The organism is Haloarcula sp. R1-2, from assembly GCF_011627385.1.
Classification (GTDB): Archaea; Halobacteriota; Halobacteria; order Halobacteriales; family Haloarculaceae; genus Haloarcula; species Haloarcula marismortui.
This window is the reverse complement of sequence record NZ_JAANTG010000002.1, coordinates 457646-473529: the sequence shown is the minus strand read 5'-3', so window position 1 is coordinate 473529 and position 15884 is coordinate 457646. Positions and strand designations below refer to the sequence as shown.

13 protein-coding genes are annotated in these 15884 nt (G+C 64.0%); 1 reads left to right on the top strand and 12 read right to left on the bottom strand.

What is annotated here, in order from left to right; translation table 11 throughout:
• Window positions 1–15: 15 nt before the first annotated feature.
• The 6 genes from G9C82_RS10540 to G9C82_RS10515 form a co-directional block, all read right to left on the bottom strand.
• Complete coding sequence (locus tag G9C82_RS10540) at window positions 16–726, bottom strand: energy-coupling factor transporter transmembrane protein EcfT (protein ID WP_011224219.1); 711 nt, start codon at window positions 724–726, stop codon at window positions 16–18.
• Window positions 720–1424 carry an energy-coupling factor ABC transporter ATP-binding protein gene (locus G9C82_RS10535; RefSeq protein ID WP_007189411.1) on the bottom strand — a complete coding sequence of 235 codons (705 nt, stop codon included), beginning with the start codon at window positions 1422–1424 and terminating at the stop codon, window positions 720–722. The genes G9C82_RS10540 and G9C82_RS10535 overlap by 7 nt, the downstream gene beginning before the upstream one ends.
• Window positions 1421–2002 (bottom strand): biotin transporter BioY, encoded by a 582-nt coding sequence (locus G9C82_RS10530; RefSeq protein WP_004959095.1) that lies wholly within the window; start codon window positions 2000–2002, stop codon window positions 1421–1423. Before G9C82_RS10530 ends, G9C82_RS10535 begins: the two co-directional genes overlap by 4 nt.
• A gap of 74 nt (window positions 2003–2076) precedes the next feature.
• Window positions 2077–3459, bottom strand: coding sequence for a PQQ-dependent sugar dehydrogenase (locus G9C82_RS10525; RefSeq protein WP_127014058.1), 1383 nt, complete (start codon window positions 3457–3459; stop codon window positions 2077–2079).
• A 49-nt stretch (window positions 3460–3508) separates the two neighbouring features.
• On the bottom strand, window positions 3509–4129 hold the full coding sequence (locus tag G9C82_RS10520) for a 30S ribosomal protein S7 (protein ID WP_004959098.1): 621 nt from the start codon (window positions 4127–4129) through the stop codon (window positions 3509–3511).
• 2 nt (window positions 4130–4131) lie between these two features.
• The gene (locus tag G9C82_RS10515; RefSeq protein ID WP_004515440.1) at window positions 4132–4560 is read right to left on the bottom strand and encodes a 30S ribosomal protein S12; all 429 of its coding nucleotides are present in this window, start codon (window positions 4558–4560) and stop codon (window positions 4132–4134) included.
• A 471-nt stretch (window positions 4561–5031) separates the two neighbouring features.
• Between G9C82_RS10515 and G9C82_RS10510 the strand changes: the two genes are divergently transcribed.
• Complete coding sequence (locus tag G9C82_RS10510; RefSeq protein ID WP_127014057.1) at window positions 5032–7419, top strand: methyl-accepting chemotaxis protein; 2388 nt, start codon at window positions 5032–5034, stop codon at window positions 7417–7419.
• Between the two features lie 57 nt (window positions 7420–7476).
• On the opposite strand, the gene G9C82_RS10505 is transcribed toward G9C82_RS10510, so the two are convergent.
• The 6 genes from G9C82_RS10505 to G9C82_RS10480 are packed head-to-tail and all read right to left on the bottom strand — an operon-like array spanning window position 7477 to window position 15618.
• Window positions 7477–7902, bottom strand: a complete 426-nt coding sequence (locus G9C82_RS10505) for a NusA-like transcription termination signal-binding factor (RefSeq protein ID WP_004959102.1) — start codon at window positions 7900–7902, stop codon at window positions 7477–7479.
• A complete protein-coding gene (gene rpoA2, locus G9C82_RS10500) occupies window positions 7902–9089 on the bottom strand; it encodes a DNA-directed RNA polymerase subunit A'' (protein ID WP_005537132.1) in 1188 nt (395 codons plus the stop codon). The genes G9C82_RS10505 and rpoA2 overlap by 1 nt, the downstream gene beginning before the upstream one ends.
• Before the next feature lie 2 nt (window positions 9090–9091).
• The gene (locus tag G9C82_RS10495) at window positions 9092–12001 is read right to left on the bottom strand and encodes a DNA-directed RNA polymerase subunit A' (protein WP_004959109.1); all 2910 of its coding nucleotides are present in this window, start codon (window positions 11999–12001) and stop codon (window positions 9092–9094) included.
• Complete coding sequence (gene rpoB, locus G9C82_RS10490; RefSeq protein WP_121302309.1) at window positions 11998–13824, bottom strand: DNA-directed RNA polymerase subunit B; 1827 nt, start codon at window positions 13822–13824, stop codon at window positions 11998–12000. Before rpoB ends, G9C82_RS10495 begins: the two co-directional genes overlap by 4 nt.
• Window position 13825: 1 nt before the next feature.
• Complete coding sequence (locus G9C82_RS10485; RefSeq protein WP_004959113.1) at window positions 13826–15391, bottom strand: DNA-directed RNA polymerase subunit B''; 1566 nt, start codon at window positions 15389–15391, stop codon at window positions 13826–13828.
• On the bottom strand, window positions 15391–15618 hold the full coding sequence (locus G9C82_RS10480; protein ID WP_004959115.1) for a DNA-directed RNA polymerase subunit H: 228 nt from the start codon (window positions 15616–15618) through the stop codon (window positions 15391–15393). The genes G9C82_RS10485 and G9C82_RS10480 overlap by 1 nt, the downstream gene beginning before the upstream one ends.
• Between the last annotated feature and the right edge of the window lie 266 nt (window positions 15619–15884).

Here is a 15884-nt window from a genome sequence, read left to right as displayed (position 1 = left end):
GAGAGTGTCGAACAGCTACATCGGAATGAGCGGCGACGCCGCCAGCGCGATGCCGACGGCAAGCACCGGGTAGTCGCGTCGGTCAAAGGCAAGCGGCGGAAGTGTCGGGTTCCACGCGAAACAGCGAGCCCGCAGGGCGACAGAGAGCCGGTCCGAGCGGTCGAGCGTCCGTTCTAGCGACCGGACGGCGAGCAGCCGAGCGCGGTCCCGTAGCGGGCGAGCCTCGCCACCACGGGCGTGGATCGCGTCGCGCACCTCGCGAACGTCAGCGAGCACCAGCGGAAACAATCGGACGACGAGCGCCATCCCAATGCCGAGAATCTGGCCGGGTTTTCCGGGTATCAGACGCTGGACCGCCGCCCGCGTGTCCCGAACCGGCGTCGACGTGAGGTAGGCAGCGCTGACAAGCAACACCGGGAGGATGCGCCCGACGTGCAACGCCGAGCGCAGCGCCGGGTCGACTCGAAACCACGGTGGGCCAAGCGCTACGCCGGCGACGAACGGGGCCAGCGCCAGCACGGCAAGGACAACCCGATAGGAGCGCAGGACGGCCAGCGGCGAGAGTCGCGCCGCCGCGAGCGTGCCCAGCGCAAACGCGGTCGTCCCGATAAGCCACAGGAGCGTGGGGTGCGCGACCGCGGCAATAGCGAGCCCGAACTGGACCAGCAGCTTCGACCGCGGGTCCAGCCGATGCGCGAACGTCGAACCAGGCCGGTAGCTCAACATCGCGGGTCTCGGATGCCGAGGTCCGGGAGGGCATCGAGCGCTTCGGCTGGCGACGCGTCGAGAACGACTTCCCCCGCGTGCAGCGCGACGAGACGGTCGGCCCGCTCGTGGAGGTCCCGGAGGTCGTGGGTGACGACGATGACGCCCGTGCCATCAGCGACCAGCGCATCGAGGTGGTCGAGTACTGACTTCCGTGCCGGCCAGTCGAGCCCGACAAGCGGTTCATCGAGCACGAGGTAGTCCGGCTCCATGGCGAGTGCCCCGGCAATGGCGACGCGGGCCTGCTCGCCGCCGGAGAGGGCGTCAATACGGCTCTCGGCGGCATCACCGAGGTCGACAGCGTCAAGCGCCGTTTCGACTCGGCGGTCGATTTCTGCCCTGTCGAGCCCAAGATTCTCCGGGCCGAAGGCCACGTCAGCCGCCACGGTCGCAGCAACGAACTGGTCGCGTGGGTGCTGGAACACCATCCCGATACGTGTCCGGGCGACGACGGGGTCGTCCGTCACGTCCGTCCCGTCGACGGTGACCGTTCCGGCGTCGGGGGTCAGCAGGGCGTTGAGATGCCGGACGAGCGTCGTCTTGCCGCTCCCGTTCGGGCCGACGAGCAGACAGTACTGGCCATCAGGTATCGACAGCGTGACCCCGTCAAGAACATCGACATCGCCGTACCGATAGCGCAGGTCGCTGACCTCGATCATCGACCGGCGAGATACCCACCCTGCACGATGGCGATCGCGATACCGAGCTTCAGGAGGTCAAGCGGAATGTACGGAGCCATGACGGCCGCGGCGCGAGCGAGCGGCAGTCCGGTGACCACTGCCAGCCACGGGATGCCGATAGCGTACACGACGGCGATTGCTGCGGCGAACGCGACGACCTGCACCGGAACAGAGAGGTCAGCGACCGGTTTCGGCGTTAGGCTCCGGTGTGCGATAGCGCCAGCGACGACCGCACCGACGAGGAAGCCGACGAGGAAGCCACCGGTCCCCTGCCCGGCGATGACGTAGCCCAGGCCCGCGTTCGCGTTCGAGAACACCGGCGCGCCGGCGATACCGACAAGGACGTACAACAGCAGGGCAACGCCGCCCCACAGCGGCCCCAGTAGCAGGCCGGCGAAGAACATCCCGAAGGGCTGCAGCGAGAACGGCGGCAGCGTCCCCGGGAGCGGGATAGATATCTGTGCGAGCGCCGCGGTCAGCGCCGCGAGCAGCACCGCCTTCGTGAACAAGCCCACAGTGTCGTCATCAACAAGGTCGACGGATTGCTCTGTTGCCATGGGTCTCTCTCTCTCGTCAACCGAAATATAGCCAGTGGTTCACGGAGCGCGTTTCCGCTGGGCGCGCGCGTCGCTCACTCGGCCGGGGAGACGCGGGCGAGCACGTCGTCGTGCTCCCGCGGGAAGCCGTCGCCAGCCCGCCCGTCGCGGTTCGACGTAACGAGATACAGCCCGCCGTCTGGCCCCTGCTCAACGTGGCGAATCCGACCGATTTCGTCGGCCAGCAGGGAGTGGGTCGTCGCGGTGTAGGCGTCGTCGGTCCAGTCCGCGTCATACACCTCGGCGTCGGCACCCGGTGGCAGGTCCGCACCGGCCGGTGTTAGCGTCGTCACGAGGAGTGTCTGCCCATTCAGGCCGCCGGTGAGCAGTCGGTTCCGGAGCGAGGGCACGGCATCGCCAGTGTAAAACAGCGAGCCAGAGGGTGCCCACCCACCAGTGTTGCCCGTGTTGGCGAGCGGCCGGTGGACCTCGGGGTCAGCATCGAGGTACTCCGCGTGCTTGCGAGTGTCGGGCCAGCCGTAGTAGCCCCCAGCTTCGAGGCGGTTGAGTTCGTCCCGCCCGGTCGGGCCGTGCTCGGAGGCGACGAGCGTTCCGTCGGGGAGCCAGGCCAGTCCCTGTGGGTTCCGGTGGCCGTAGGTGAACACCCGCGGGTCTCCGCCGAGCTCCGGGTTCCCGGGAGCGGGGTCCCCCACAGGCGTCACGCGGAGGACCTTCCCGCCGAGCGAGTCGGTGTCGGCAGACAGTTCGCCGTCGCCCGCGTCTCCCGTCGTAATCCAGAGGTAGTTCTCGGGGCCGAACGTGAGCCGCCCGCCGTTGTGTATCTTGCTCCCGGGAATGTTGTCGACGAGGACGGACTCCGTGGCAGCCGGGTCCTCGGCCGACACGTCCATTGCGACGACCCGATTGACCCGCTCGTCGTCGTCAGTCATCGTCGTGTAGTAGACGTACACCACCGGCGGATCGGGATACGTTGGATGTGCGGCAACGCCGAGCGTGCCGCCCTCACCGCCGGTGACCCACCAGCCGTCGTCGCTCGACTCCGCGTCGATGACTGCCGCCGGTTCGGTGACTGTTCGGACGCTGCCGTCCACAAACGAGAGAACGCGACCGACCCGCTCAGTGAGAAATAGCGTGCCGTCAGCGGCAAATGAGAGGTCCCACGGGATCTCCAAATCCTCGATGAGTGGTTCGGTGGCGAGCGGCGTGTCCGTTGGCGACGTGGTCGGGGCCGTCCAGTCGGTGTCGGATAACTGGCTACGCTCGTGGCTAAGGGATACGTCGTAGCGATCTAGCGCCCGAGTCGGGCCTGCCGCCGTTGTGGTTGTTGGCGTCGGATCCGGAGGCTCCGTCTGTGTCCCGGACTCACCGCGACAACCGGCCAGTGCGGTCGCCCCGATACCGCCAAGCGCGGCGAGATACTGGCGGCGGGAGCGGGCGTCACGGCAGGGGTTTCGCATAGATTTCTCTGCCGAGTATGGAAGAATAAAGATGTCGGAGACAGCCGAGTTAGCGAGCGGCAGCCGCGACGCGTTCTTTCTCTTCTTTCTGGTTGACCGCGTAGGTCTGGACGTCGTCGTTGGCAGCACCGATGAGCTGCTGTGCGAGCGCCTCGGCGGCGGTCGTGGTGGTCTTGAACGAGCCACCGTAGACGCCCTCAGCGAGGAACTTCAGGGCCTGGTCAACGCGGCGCTGTGGCGCGACGTCGACGGCCTTCGGGACCGAGATACCACCGTATTTCAGGCGGACGGTCTCCTCTCGGGGGGCGCTGTTCTCGACAGCACTGACGAGCACCTGAATCGGGTTCTCGTCGGTGCGCTCGTGAACGAGTTCGAACGCCTCAGTGACGATGGAGGTCGCAAGCTGTTTCTTGCCCGTGTTTTCGTCAGTCTGCATCAGGCGGTTGATCAGTCGCTCGACGATGCTGATCTCGCTTTTCTTGAACTGCTTGTCCGCGTGGCGCCCCATCGTGTGGGCGATCGGCGTGACAGTGATGTAGCGCTCGGTCGAGGGGTCGGAGTACTCGATGTCCGTGATCTCCCACTCGCCGAACAGCTTCGCACGGGCCGTCTCCGGCTCGCTTTCCTCAGCCGCGTCAGCGTCAGCCTCGGGTGTGTCTTCGGCACTCATGGTTATCGGACCGGTTTCTCCGCGTTCCCGCGAACGAGTTCGATGAGAGAGACACCGTTGACCTTCTCGACCTTGTAGTTGACACCGGAGAGGTCGCCCATCGCGCGGCCCTTCGCCCCGCCGATACCTGCGATCGTGACCTCGTCGTGCTCGTCAATGAAAGAGATAGCGCCGTCACCGGGACAGAACGCGGTGACCTGCTTACCGTTCTTGATGAGCTGGACGCGGACACACTTCCGGATAGCGGAGTTAGGCTGCTTGGCCTCGATTCCGACTTTCTCCAGTACAATACCTCGTCCCTGGGGCGCACCCTCGAGCGGGTCGGACTTCTTGCCCAGGCCGCGTTCGCGACGCGCGTAGTCAGTGTCGGACCACCGGTGCTTCTGGCGGTCCTTCTTGAGCTTGCGCGCGGCGTACTTGCCGTTCGCCATAGTAGGCACTGGTACCTTTCGGAGGTACTTAAGACTCCTCTTTCGGACTCAGCCGGTAGCGCCGGTGTGTGTGGCGTTCTATGCCATAGACAGGTGAAAAGTGCGGCAGATAACCTGAGGGGAGTGCCACGACAACGGGAAAGAAGCGGTCAGCACGGTGTTTCAGTCGGGTGTGAGGCGCAGTGCGGCACTTCCACTGTTCGTCGGGAACCCACGCACCACGACTTCGACCGCACGCCGGAGTCGGCTGACACTATCGGCGGTGACTGGTTCGATGGATGTGTCAGCCTGAATTGACAAGCCCCTTCGCAGCCGTACAGCCGACAGTCTGTGTCTCAGAAGCCACAGGTCCCGGTGCCACAACCCGTTAACAGGGCGATAGCGCGCGTGCACGGAATCAGGTGTGATAACTGGGCAGATGGTTTCTAGTAGCGGCACTTGAGTTATTCAGACAGACCTGCCGTAGTAGCTATGAAACTTGAACAACGTCTCCCAGATGTCGTCCGGCAAACGTATCTCCGGAAGTTGGCGCTTATCATTCTCTGTATCGCCCTGCTTGTTGCGGGTGTGAGCGTCACCGCGGAGCGGACGGTTGCAGACGAACTGACAGAACAGCGCGAGAACGAACTGCAGACCGGGGCCGTCCAGACAGCCACGACAACGGCAGACTGGGTTCGGAGCCAGCGAAACGCCGCACGAACCCTCTCGACGCTGTCCGACGTCCAGGATGGAAGCCCGACGATGATCCGTGGCGCGTTACAGCGGCAAGCGTTCTACCAGCCGGAGTCGGTGTACGCCATCCACTACGTCAATGAAGAGACTCTAGAAATCAAGGAGTCGTCGCTGAGCGACCGACGCCAGACATCGCTCCGGACGGACGACTTCGAGTGGGAGGGCGGGGTCCTCTCGGTCACCGGGTCGAACTCGGTCGATATGTCGACAGTGTACACCTACGACGGATCGAAATACATCGCCTTCGCGAGCCCGGTCGCCCGGAGCGACAAACTGGTCGTTGTGGTCCACAACGTGACCGCACGGACGGCCCAGTTCCGCAACTCCATCGACGGCGGTGAAACGCGGATTGTCCGACAGGACGGGACGGTCCAGTTCGCCGAGGACGCCTCGACCATCGGCACGCAGTACAACGTCTCCGCCAACCTGAGCGCACTTACAACGGGAGACAGCGGCGTGGCCCGGAGCGGGCCGTACCTGGTCGCCGCGGAGTCTGTCGATGACACGCCGTGGATCGTCGTCAAGCAGGCCCCGAAATCGACCGCCTTCGCACTGCGTGACAGTATTATCGGGAGTTTCATCGCCATCATCGGTGTTTCACTGGCCGGGTTCGCCGTCATCGGCGTGGTCGTCGGTCGTGGCATCATGCAGTCGCTCAGACGGCTCTCGACGCAGGCGGAAGCCCTCGCAGTGGGGAACTTCGACACCGATATCAAACAGTCTGACCGCCTCGACGAGGTCGGCGACGTCCAGAACGCCTTCTACGAGATGAAGACCTATCTCGACACCGTCGCCGCACAGGCCGACGCACTCTCCAGACAGGCGTTCGACGACCCGGCGCTCGACAAGGACGTGCCCGGTCAACTCGGCGCGTCGCTATCGAGTATGCACGGGAACCTTGAATCGTTCATCAGCGACCTCGAACAGGCCCAGCAGGAGGCCGAAGAGTCCAAAGCAGAGGCAGAAGAGATAGCAGGAACGCTCGAACAGCAGGCCGAGGAGTTCTCGGCCGTCATGCGGCAGGCAGCCGACGGCGACCTCACCCAGCGACTCGACACCGACACGGACAACGACGCGATGGCCGACATCGCCGCTGCGTTCAACGATATGCTCGCCCAGCTCGGCCAGACGGTCATGCGAATCCGGGAGTTCGCCGACGACGTCGACGGCTCCGCCGACCAGATAACCGCGAGCGCTACTGAGGTCCGTGGCGCCAGCGAGGAGGTCAGTGAATCCGTCCAGGAGATCGCCGACGGCGCGGAAACGCAGTACGAGAACATCGAGGAGACGGTCGACGAGATGTCCGGCCTCTCCGCGACGGTCGAGGAGGTCGCGGCACAGGCCGACGAAGTCGCGACCACGTCGAACGAAGCCGCCGAAATCGGTGAAACCGGCAGCGAGCGCGCATCAGAGGCTATCGAAGTGATGAACGACATCGAGGCGCGAGCCGACGAGACAATCGACCGCGTCGAGTCCCTCGACGAGGAGATGGAGCAGATCGGCGACATCGTCGACCTCATCGACGACATCGCTGAACAGACCAATATGCTCGCTCTGAACGCCTCCATCGAGGCCGCGCGGGCCGGTGAAGCGGGTGAAGGGTTTGCCGTCGTCGCCGACGAGATCAAAGGCCTCGCACAGGAGACGACCGAAGCCACCGAGGAAGTCTCGACGGTTATCGAAGATGTGCAGGACACCACCGGTGACGCCGTGACCGACATCAGACAGATGGGCGACTCCGTCACGGACGGCATCGATACCGTCGACGACGCAATCGAATCGCTTGAGGCCATTGTCGACCGGGTCGAGGAAGTCAACGACGGCATTCAGTCCATCAGCGACGCTACCGACGAACAGGCCGCGACGACGGAGGAGGTGGTGGCGATGACCGACGAAGTCGGAACAATCAGCGAGGAAACCGCGTCCAGCGCCGAGAACGTCGCCGCCGCCGCGGAGGAACAGACCGCAACCATCAACGAGGTCACCAGCGGCATCGAATCCCTGTCGGATCAGGCTGGCGACCTCAGCGAACTCCTGCAGACGTTCGATGTCGATAGCGGAACCACACACAGCGATACCGACGTGTACGAGCACGACGCGTCGGACGTCTCAGTGGGCGACGACTGAACGGCGGTCGCTCTCCAGTCTGGTTTTGAAAAAGGCGAACTGAACAGGCCGCCCTGCTCAGGTCAGTTCGATGCCGTCGATTTCGAAGTGCCGCTTGGCCAGTTGCCGGGCGGCATCGATGTTACGCCCTTCACGGCCGATCGCGGCCCCGCGGTCCTCCTGTGCCACTTCGACGTAGGCAACGGTGTCGTCGTTCTCCGAGACGGTGACGTTGTACACCGCAGCCGGCGCGAGCGCGTTGGCCACGAAGTCCTCGGCCGTCTCGGCGGCTTCAACGAGTTTGACCTCGCGGCCAAGGCGTTCCTCGACGCGCTCGACCGTCTGGCCGCCCGGCCCGATGGCGTCGGCCATTTGCCCCCGTTTGACCAGATACACCACCTGGTCGTGGTCCTCATCGACGACGCAATCCCGGACGGTGACGGCTGCCTCGTCCTCGAAGAGGGCGACCAGTCGACGTGCTTCGTCCGAGAGTTCGACCCGCATCAGTCCTGAGTCGTACCCATCCGGAGGTTGACGTCACCAGTGCCGAGTTTGATCGGCTTCCCGACGATGACGTTCTCCGTGACGCCGTCGAGTTCGTCGACCTCGCCGTGGATGGCGGCGTCGAGCAGGTGATTAACCGTCACCTCGAACGCTGCACGGGCGAGCACGGAGTCTTTCGACCCCGAGATGCCGTGGCGGCCGATGGACTCGATAGTCCCCTCGTTGGTCATGATGTCGGCCACGAGCATCAGGTGCCGGACGTTCACGTCGTCAAGCCCCTGCTCTTCGAGCGTGTTCATCGTCTCGTTGATGAGCGTCTCGCGGGCCGCTTCGACGCCGAGTTCCCGGTAGATCTCGTGGATGTTGTTACACGTCGTCCGGGAGGCGTCGACGCCCTCGATGTCCAGCACTTCGCCGAAGTCCGAGCCCTCGGTGTAGAGGACGAACTCCTCGCCGTTGTCCGTCTCCTCCTTGCGGATAACGACGCGGGTGATCTCCTCGATCCCCTTGAAGACGATCTCCCGTAGCTCCTCGACCAGCTGCAAGAGGTCGCGGTAGCTGGGTTCCTCCGGGCCGAACTCGATGAGCGTGCCGGCCTGCCGGGTCGAGACGCCGAGATTCGATTCGATGGTCTCGGCGATCTCCTCAGCGATGGCGTCCGTGTCGTTGACCGTCGGCCACCGCTCCAGCAGCGTGTCCTCGTTGAGGTCGATCTCGACGAGCATGTCCGCGACGTTCGTCGAGATGTCACCCAGCGCGAGGATGCGCGTCGCCTCGATCTTCCAGACGACCTCGTGGGCGCGCTCGCGGTCCGTCGCGTACTCCTCATCAAGGTGGACCGTCATCATCGGCGTGTCCGGCGTCTTCCGGGCGTCCACCAGCTCGATGAGCCGCGGCAGGCCCTGTGTCACGTCGATCTCGGCGACCCCCGCGTAGTGGAACGTGTTCATCGTCATCTGCGTTCCCGGTTCGCCGATGGACTGAGCCGAGACGGTCCCGACCGGGTCAAGTGGGTCGACGCGCGTGTCGAGGTAGCGGGTCTCGACGGCCTTGGCGATGCGGTCGGCGTCGTCGACGCCGACACCACGTTCCTCGATGGTGCTGTACACTTCGTCTTTCAGCCGTCGCGGCAGCTCAGTGTCCTCGACGACGGCTTCGATGTCTGCTGATACGTCGTGTGCTGTCATTGTTAGTCGTCACCCTCGGCCATCCACCAGTCGTCCGCGTGCTCCGAGAGGTTGGTCCGCTCGGTGCGGGTCCCGAGGAAGCTCTCTTTTTGCTTCTCGCTCTCGAACTCCTCGTCGAGGACGCTGTCGGCGATCTGTTCGACATCCACGATGTCCCCGTCCTGATTCGAGGACACGTCGACCGGCGACGTGCCGTCCTCGCCGAACTCGAACTGGACGATGGTGTCCGAGGTGTCCCGGACGGTCCCGTCGTACTGCGTTTCGAGTTCGGACAGGGCGTTGATGAGCCGGCGCTGCAGGTACCCGGACTTCGACGTCCGGACGGCCGTATCGACCAGCCCCTCGCGGCCACCCATGGCGTGGAAGAAGAACTCCTTCGGGCCGAGCCCGGAGCGGTAGGAGGCCTCCACGAAGCCGTGGGCGTCGGCCGACAGGTCGTTCTCCTCGAAGTGTGAGAGGGTTCGGTTCTCGTAGCCACGGTTGATCCGCTCGCCACGGACTGCCTGCTGGCCGACACAGCCGGCCATCTGGGTCAGGTTCAGCATCGACCCACGCGCACCGGATTCGGCCATGATGACGGCCGGGTTGTCTTCGCCAAAGTGGTCCTCGGCGATGTCACCGGCGGAGTCACGCGCCTTGCCCAGCGTCTGCATGATCTTCATTTCGAGCGTCTCATCGACGGTCCGGCCGGGCAGCGATTCGAGTTCGCCGCGGTCGTAGGTCTCGATGAGTTCCTCAACGCGGTCGTAGGCGCTGTCGATGGCGTCGTTGATCTGCTCTTCCGCTTCTCGTGGGATAGACTCGTCGTCGATGCTGATGGAGAACCCGAAGTGCATGATCGACCGCATCGCCAGCGCCGAGACCTCGTTGACGAGAATCCGGGCACGGGTCCGCGAGTAGTCCTTGGCGATGGTGTCGACGATTTCGCCGCCGAAGGCCCCGACGGCGTCCTCGTCGATGGTGCCGCCAGTCATCTGGCCGTCCTCGACGACGACAGTGTCGCCAGCAGAGGACGTGAACTCCAGATTCAGGTCGTCCGGCAGCAGCTCCGAGAACAGCGAGCGGCCGGTCCAGTACTCCTCGCCGCCCTCGTCGACGCCGTCGGCCTCGGGCAGCTCGTCGATGCGGGTCGCCCGGAGCAGGTCAAGCGCCTGCGTCTCGTTGAACTTCGGATTGGTGTGGGTCAGCAGGTAGGTCCCGCTGATGTGGTCCTGAATCGCGCCGATGATGTTCTCGCCGAAGCGCGGGGAGAGCATCTGTTCCTGCACGCGCATGAGGACGCGGGCTTCGGCCCGGGCCTCCTCGTTTTGCAGGGCGTGCATGTTCATCTCGTCCCCGTCGAAGTCAGCGTTGTACGGCGGACAAACCGTCGTGTTCAGCCGGAACGTCTTGTACGGCATCACGACGACCTCGTGGGCCATGATGGACATCCGGTGCAGCGATGGCTGGCGGTTGAAGATGATGATGTCACCGTCGACCAGATGGCGGGACACTTCCCACTCCGGCTCGACCTTCTCCGCGAGTTCCTCGCAGTTCTTCTCGGTCACCTTCAGTCGGCGGCCGTCCGGCCGCTTGACGTAGTTCGCGCCGGGGTGGGCTTCAGGCCCGTTGGAGACGTACCGTCGCGCTTCCTCAAGGTTGCGCTCGGTGACGTTCATCGTCTGGGTCATCTCCTTGGCGACCCGGTCCGGCACACCGACCTCGTTCAGCGAGAGCGTCGGGTCCGGCGAGATGACGGTCCGAGCGGAGAAGTTCACGCGTTTCCCGGACAGCGACCCACGGAATCGGCCCTCCTTGCCTTTCAGGCGCTGGGAGAGGGTCTTCAGCGGCCGGCCGGAGCGGTGTCGCGCCGGCGGCGTGCCCGAAATCTCGTTGTCCATGAACGTGGTGACGTGGTACTGCAGCAGTTCCCAGAGGTCCTCGATAATCAGCTGTGGCGCACCCGCCTCGCGGTTCTCCATGAACCGCTGGTTGATGCGGATGATGTCCACAAGCTTGTGGGTGAGGTCGTCCTCGGAGCGCTGGCCGTTGTCCAGCGTAATCGAGGGGCGAGCGGTGACCGGCGGCACCGGCAGCACCGTCAGAATCATCCACTCCGGTCGGGAGCGGGCCGGCTTCATCCCCAGCACTTCGATGTCCTCGTCCGGGATGTCCTCGAACCAGTCCCGGATGTCGCTGGGCATCAGCTTGTTCATGTCCTCCTCGGTCAGGTCAACCGACAACGCCTTTTCCAGAGCGCGGCGGTCCTCCTGCCGGGGTCGGAACTCGCCGCTGAGAATCTCCTGCACACGGCTGCTGTCGATGCCGGTTTCTTCGGAGAGGTCGATCGGCGAGATCGGGTCCTCGGACTCCTCCATCGCGGCGGCGATCCGCTCGGGGTAGTCCGAGGCCAGCACGTCCTGCACCTCGTAGTAGGTGGTCGGCTTCTCGTGTTTGATGTCGTACTGCTTCTCGCCACAGAACGGACAGCGGTCCTTCTTGCGGGCCTGCCGGATGGCGGCCTTGGTCACGTCGTTGAGGTCGCGACCGAGGTCCTGGGTCCGTGTCAGTCGGTCAGCGAACTCGTCGCGCTCGTGCTCGTCGAGACAGAGCCGGGAGCACTCCCGGCAGGTCCCGCGCAGGAGTCGGCGGATGAGCTTCGCGAACCCGACGTGGATGACGGGCGCAGCGAGTTCGATGTGGCCGAAGTGGCCGTTACACGACCCGCTGTGTTTCCCGCAGGTCTTACACTCTAGACCGGGGTCGATGACACCGAGTCGCGGGTCCATCAGCCCCATGTCGATGGGGAAGCCGTCGTCGTCGTACGTGTCGGCCGTAATCACTTTGGTAGCCGACATCTCTCGGTACTCCTCTGGGTCCATCAGCCCGAAGCTGAGCTGCCCGATTTCCTGGGGTGTCTGTTGTGAGCTCATACTGCGTCCTCCAGTTCGATCCGCGGGGCGATTCCGAGCGCCTTCATCTCGTCGAGCAGGAGCTTGAACGCGTAGGACATCTCGACCTCGTGGATGTCGGTCTCCTCCTCGCAGTTCGGACAGTAGATGCGCCGTTGCTCGACGTTCTCGACGGCGGTCATCCCACACTGTCCACAGACGTTGATCCACTCGCGGTCGGACTCATCGAGCAGGCGCTCCTTGAGCGCCATCGCCGCACCGTGCCCGATGAGCACGTCCCGTTCCATCTCACCCACACGCAGGCCACCTTCGCGGGCGCGCCCCTCGGTCGGCTGGCGGGTGAGGACCTGCACCGGCCCGCGAGAACGGGCGTGCAGTTTGTTCGAGACCATGTGGTACAGCTTCTGGTAGAAAATATCGCCGACGAAGATCTCCGCATCGATCTTCTCACCGGTCACACCGGAGTACATCGTCTCCTTGCCGCTAGAGTCGAAGCCGTGCTCTTCAAGCGAGCCACGGAGTTCATCCTCGTCCTCGCCGGTGAAGGCGGTACCGTCGACGCGGCGGCCTTCGAGCGCACCGACCTTTCCGCCAATCATCTCAAGGATGTGGCCGACGGTCATCCGCGACGGCAGTGCGTGCGGATTGATGATGAGGTCCGGGACGACACCCTCCTCGGTGAAGGGCATGTCCTCCTGCGGGGCGATGTGGCCGACGACACCCTTCTGGCCGTGCCGTGACGCGAACTTGTCCCCGAGTTCGGGGATGCGCTCGTCACGCACAGAGACCTTCGAAAGTTTCGAGCCGTCCTCGCCTTCCATTAGCGTGACCGTGTCCACGACGCCGGATTCGCCCGAGCGCATCGTCACGCTCGTCTCCCGACGTTTCTGCGGTGAGAGACCGCCCATGTCGTCCGGCTCTTCGAGGAACCGGGGCGGGCTGGTCTTGCCGAGCAGGACGGCGTTCTCGCCGACCTTCGTTTCGGGGTTGACGAGGCCATCGTCGTCGAGGTGCGTGTACGCTTCCTCGCCGCGTGCGCCACGAACCTCGTCGTCAGGAATCTCGAAGCGGTCCTCCTGACCGCCGGGGTAGCGCCGTTCCTCGCCCTCGTAGGTACGGAAGAAGTGTGAACGGGCGAGCGCGCGGTCGACCGACCCCTGGTTCATCACGAGTGCGTCCTCGATGTTGAACCCCTCGTAGCTCATGACGGCAACGACGAAGTTCTGTGCCGCGGGGCGGTCGTCGTAGCCGATCTGTTCGGTGGTCTGGGTCTTGACCATCGACAGCTGCGGGTAGTGCAGCAGGTGCTGGCGCGTGTCCGGGCGAATGCGGTAGTTCGCCGACGGCAGGCCAAGCGACTGCTTGATCATCCCCGACCCCATCGTAATCCGGGGCGAGGCGTTGTGTTCGGGGTACGGAATCATCCCGGCACCGATACCGAACATCAGCTGCGGGTCGACTTCCAGGTGCGTATGCTTCTCCGTGAGTTCGTCCTCGTCGACCCCGACGAGGATGTCCTCTTCCTCCTCAGCGTCGATGAACTCGACGAGGCCGCGTTCGACGAGCTCTTCGAATTCGAGCTCGCCCTCTTTGACCTGCTCGACCTCCTCGTCGGTCATCAGCGGTTCGCCGTCCTCGACGACCAGTAGCGGGCGTCGGGCACGGCCGGCGTCGGCGTTGATGATGACTTCCCCGGTCCGGTTCTTGACCGAGACGTTGACCATCTGGGAGACGTCCCCCCGTCGTCGCGCCTGTCGTACCTGTTCTGCGAGCTGTTCCGGGTCGGGGTGTGTGCCGACCAGACTACCGTTTACGTATACTTTGGCTTCGCGTCCCTGACTCATATTAATCGTCCGCGGGCTGCTGTTCGATCGACTCGATACCGGGGATGCCCTGAACCCCCATCTCGGCAAGCTCCTGTTTGAGACCCTGTGGGTCCGATACGTCCTGTGACAGCTCCATCGCCTGGGCGAAATTCTTCACCAGCCCACAGTTGGGGCCTTCAGGCGTCTCGGAGGGACAGATGCGACCCCACTGGGTCGCGTGCAGGTCCCGTGCTTCGAAGTGTGGCTGGGAGCGACTGAGCGGCGAGCGCAGTCGCCGGAGGTGTGACAGCACCCCCATGAAGTCTGTCCGGTCAACCAGCTGGCTCACGCCAGAACGGCCGCCGACCCAGTTCCCCGTCGCGATCGGGTGTTCGAGTCGCTCAGTCAGCACGTCAGAACGAACGACCGTCGAGACGGACAGCTGGCGGTTTCGCATGTTGGCCCGCTCAAGCTGGTATTTCACGTCCCGGGCGAGCTTGTTCAGCGCCGTCCGGAACAGGTCGGTCATCAGGTCGCCGCTGACCTTCAGCCGCTTGTTGGCGTAGTGGTCCTTGTCGTCAGATTCGCGGCGGCCCAGTGCCAGTTCGAAACACGCCTCGGCCATCCGGCAGAGGTAAAACGCCTTGTTGATGCGGACTTCTTCTTCCTCGACGCCTTCCTCATGTAGATGCGGGAGGAGATAGCGGTCGATAACGTAGTTAGCTCGCTTGAGCTGGTAGTTCTTGCCCTGCCCGGAGGCGACACGCTTGCCCAGCGTCTCGATGGCTTCCTCGGTCGTCTGGACTTCGGCCTCCTCCAAGTTCTCCAGCATGAACTTCACGATTTCCGGGTCCTCGCTGACGCGGTGGACGATCTCCTCGTCCGACTCCAGCCCCAGCGCGCGGACCAGCGTGACGAAGTCGATACTGCCCGAAACGGACGGGAACGAGACTTCCAGCAGCCCGTCCCGGGTCCGTTCACACAGCACCAGCGCGCGGTAGCCACGGCGCTGGGAGAACGTCTTGGCGACCTGCACCTCGTCGCCGTACTTGGTGTCGTACTCGGCCAGAATCTTGTTCGGGGCAAGGTCCTCACTGGTCATCAGCACCCGCTCGGAGCCGTTGACACAGAAGTAGCCACCGGGGTCTGCAGGGTCCTCGCCGATGTCGATGAGTTCCTCGTCGGTGAAGCCCGCGATGTTACACTTGTTCGACCCGACCATGATGGGCATTCGTCCGATCTTGGTCTCTGTCCGGTCGACGACTTCCTCCGGTTCTTCCTCGCCACCGCGGACGATGGCCATCTCCATGAACACCGGCGCGGAGTAGGTGATGTTTCGGAGTCGGGCTTCCTGCGGGTACAGCAGTTCCTCGCTGCCGTCAGCCTCGCGGACCCGTGGAGTGACGACGCGGACGTCGCCGAGTTCGACCCATACCGGTTCCTGCCCTTCCTTGTCACCGATGTCGGTCTCGATGGTCTCTTTCTCGTCGACGACCTGCTGCATTCCCCGGTCGAGGAATGCGTTGAACGAGCGGAAGTGGTGTTCGGCGAGCCGTTCCTTGGCGAAATATTCACGCGATATAGCGCGGCGATCTTGTGTGTCCATTATTCTACCACCAGTCGATACACGACGGCTTCATCCGTCGTTCTGGAGTCGCGGACGATCCGGACCACGTCACCGACTTCGGCGTCATCGGGCAGCGCCTTGTCGGTACGCTTGATCTTCGGAAGGTCCGTCTTCTTGATTTCATACTCAGTGAGTACTGCTTCGAGGTCATCCTCGTCGACGACGCTGTGGTCTGGGACGAGGTCGTGTTGACTTACATCTACCATGTGTGTGCGTGTGCGTTTGGCCTGCTGCTGGAGAAGGTGGCTGTCACGAGATACTACAGGGCCGTACTGTCGGGGTGCATATAACACTTACCAAGTCGCTCTGCTGTGGCTATCGGACCCGCCCACCCTCGCGGACTGCGGGCGTGGTTGCTCCTACCACCCACATGCAGCAGACCGGACATAGAACTTTGGGTCCCGTCATGTGCACTCATCCCGGGGCGGGTCTCTTTGGAAAGTCTTAATACCGACACCAAGGTACGAAGAAA

Excerpts from the sequence above, each read along its gene's own strand:
- G9C82_RS10540 (WP_011224219.1), bottom strand. The coding sequence starts at position 726 with ATGTTGAGCTACCGGCCTGGTTCGACGTTCGCGCATCGGCTGGACCCG.
- G9C82_RS10535 (WP_007189411.1), bottom strand. The coding sequence starts at position 1,424 with ATGATCGAGGTCAGCGACCTGCGCTATCGGTACGGCGATGTCGATGTT.
- G9C82_RS10530 (WP_004959095.1), bottom strand. The coding sequence starts at position 2,002 with ATGGCAACAGAGCAATCCGTCGACCTTGTTGATGACGACACTGTGGGC.
- G9C82_RS10525 (WP_127014058.1), bottom strand. The coding sequence starts at position 3,459 with ATGCGAAACCCCTGCCGTGACGCCCGCTCCCGCCGCCAGTATCTCGCC.
- G9C82_RS10520 (WP_004959098.1), bottom strand. The coding sequence starts at position 4,129 with ATGAGTGCCGAAGACACACCCGAGGCTGACGCTGACGCGGCTGAGGAA.
- G9C82_RS10515 (WP_004515440.1), bottom strand. The coding sequence starts at position 4,560 with ATGGCGAACGGCAAGTACGCCGCGCGCAAGCTCAAGAAGGACCGCCAG.
- G9C82_RS10510 (WP_127014057.1), top strand. The coding sequence starts at position 5,032 with ATGAAACTTGAACAACGTCTCCCAGATGTCGTCCGGCAAACGTATCTC.
- G9C82_RS10505 (WP_004959102.1), bottom strand. The coding sequence starts at position 7,902 with ATGCGGGTCGAACTCTCGGACGAAGCACGTCGACTGGTCGCCCTCTTC.
- rpoA2 (WP_005537132.1), bottom strand. The coding sequence starts at position 9,089 with ATGACAGCACACGACGTATCAGCAGACATCGAAGCCGTCGTCGAGGAC.
- G9C82_RS10495 (WP_004959109.1), bottom strand. The coding sequence starts at position 12,001 with ATGAGCTCACAACAGACACCCCAGGAAATCGGGCAGCTCAGCTTCGGG.
- rpoB (WP_121302309.1), bottom strand. The coding sequence starts at position 13,824 with ATGAGTCAGGGACGCGAAGCCAAAGTATACGTAAACGGTAGTCTGGTC.
- G9C82_RS10485 (WP_004959113.1), bottom strand. The coding sequence starts at position 15,391 with ATGGACACACAAGATCGCCGCGCTATATCGCGTGAATATTTCGCCAAG.
- G9C82_RS10480 (WP_004959115.1), bottom strand. The coding sequence starts at position 15,618 with ATGGTAGATGTAAGTCAACACGACCTCGTCCCAGACCACAGCGTCGTC.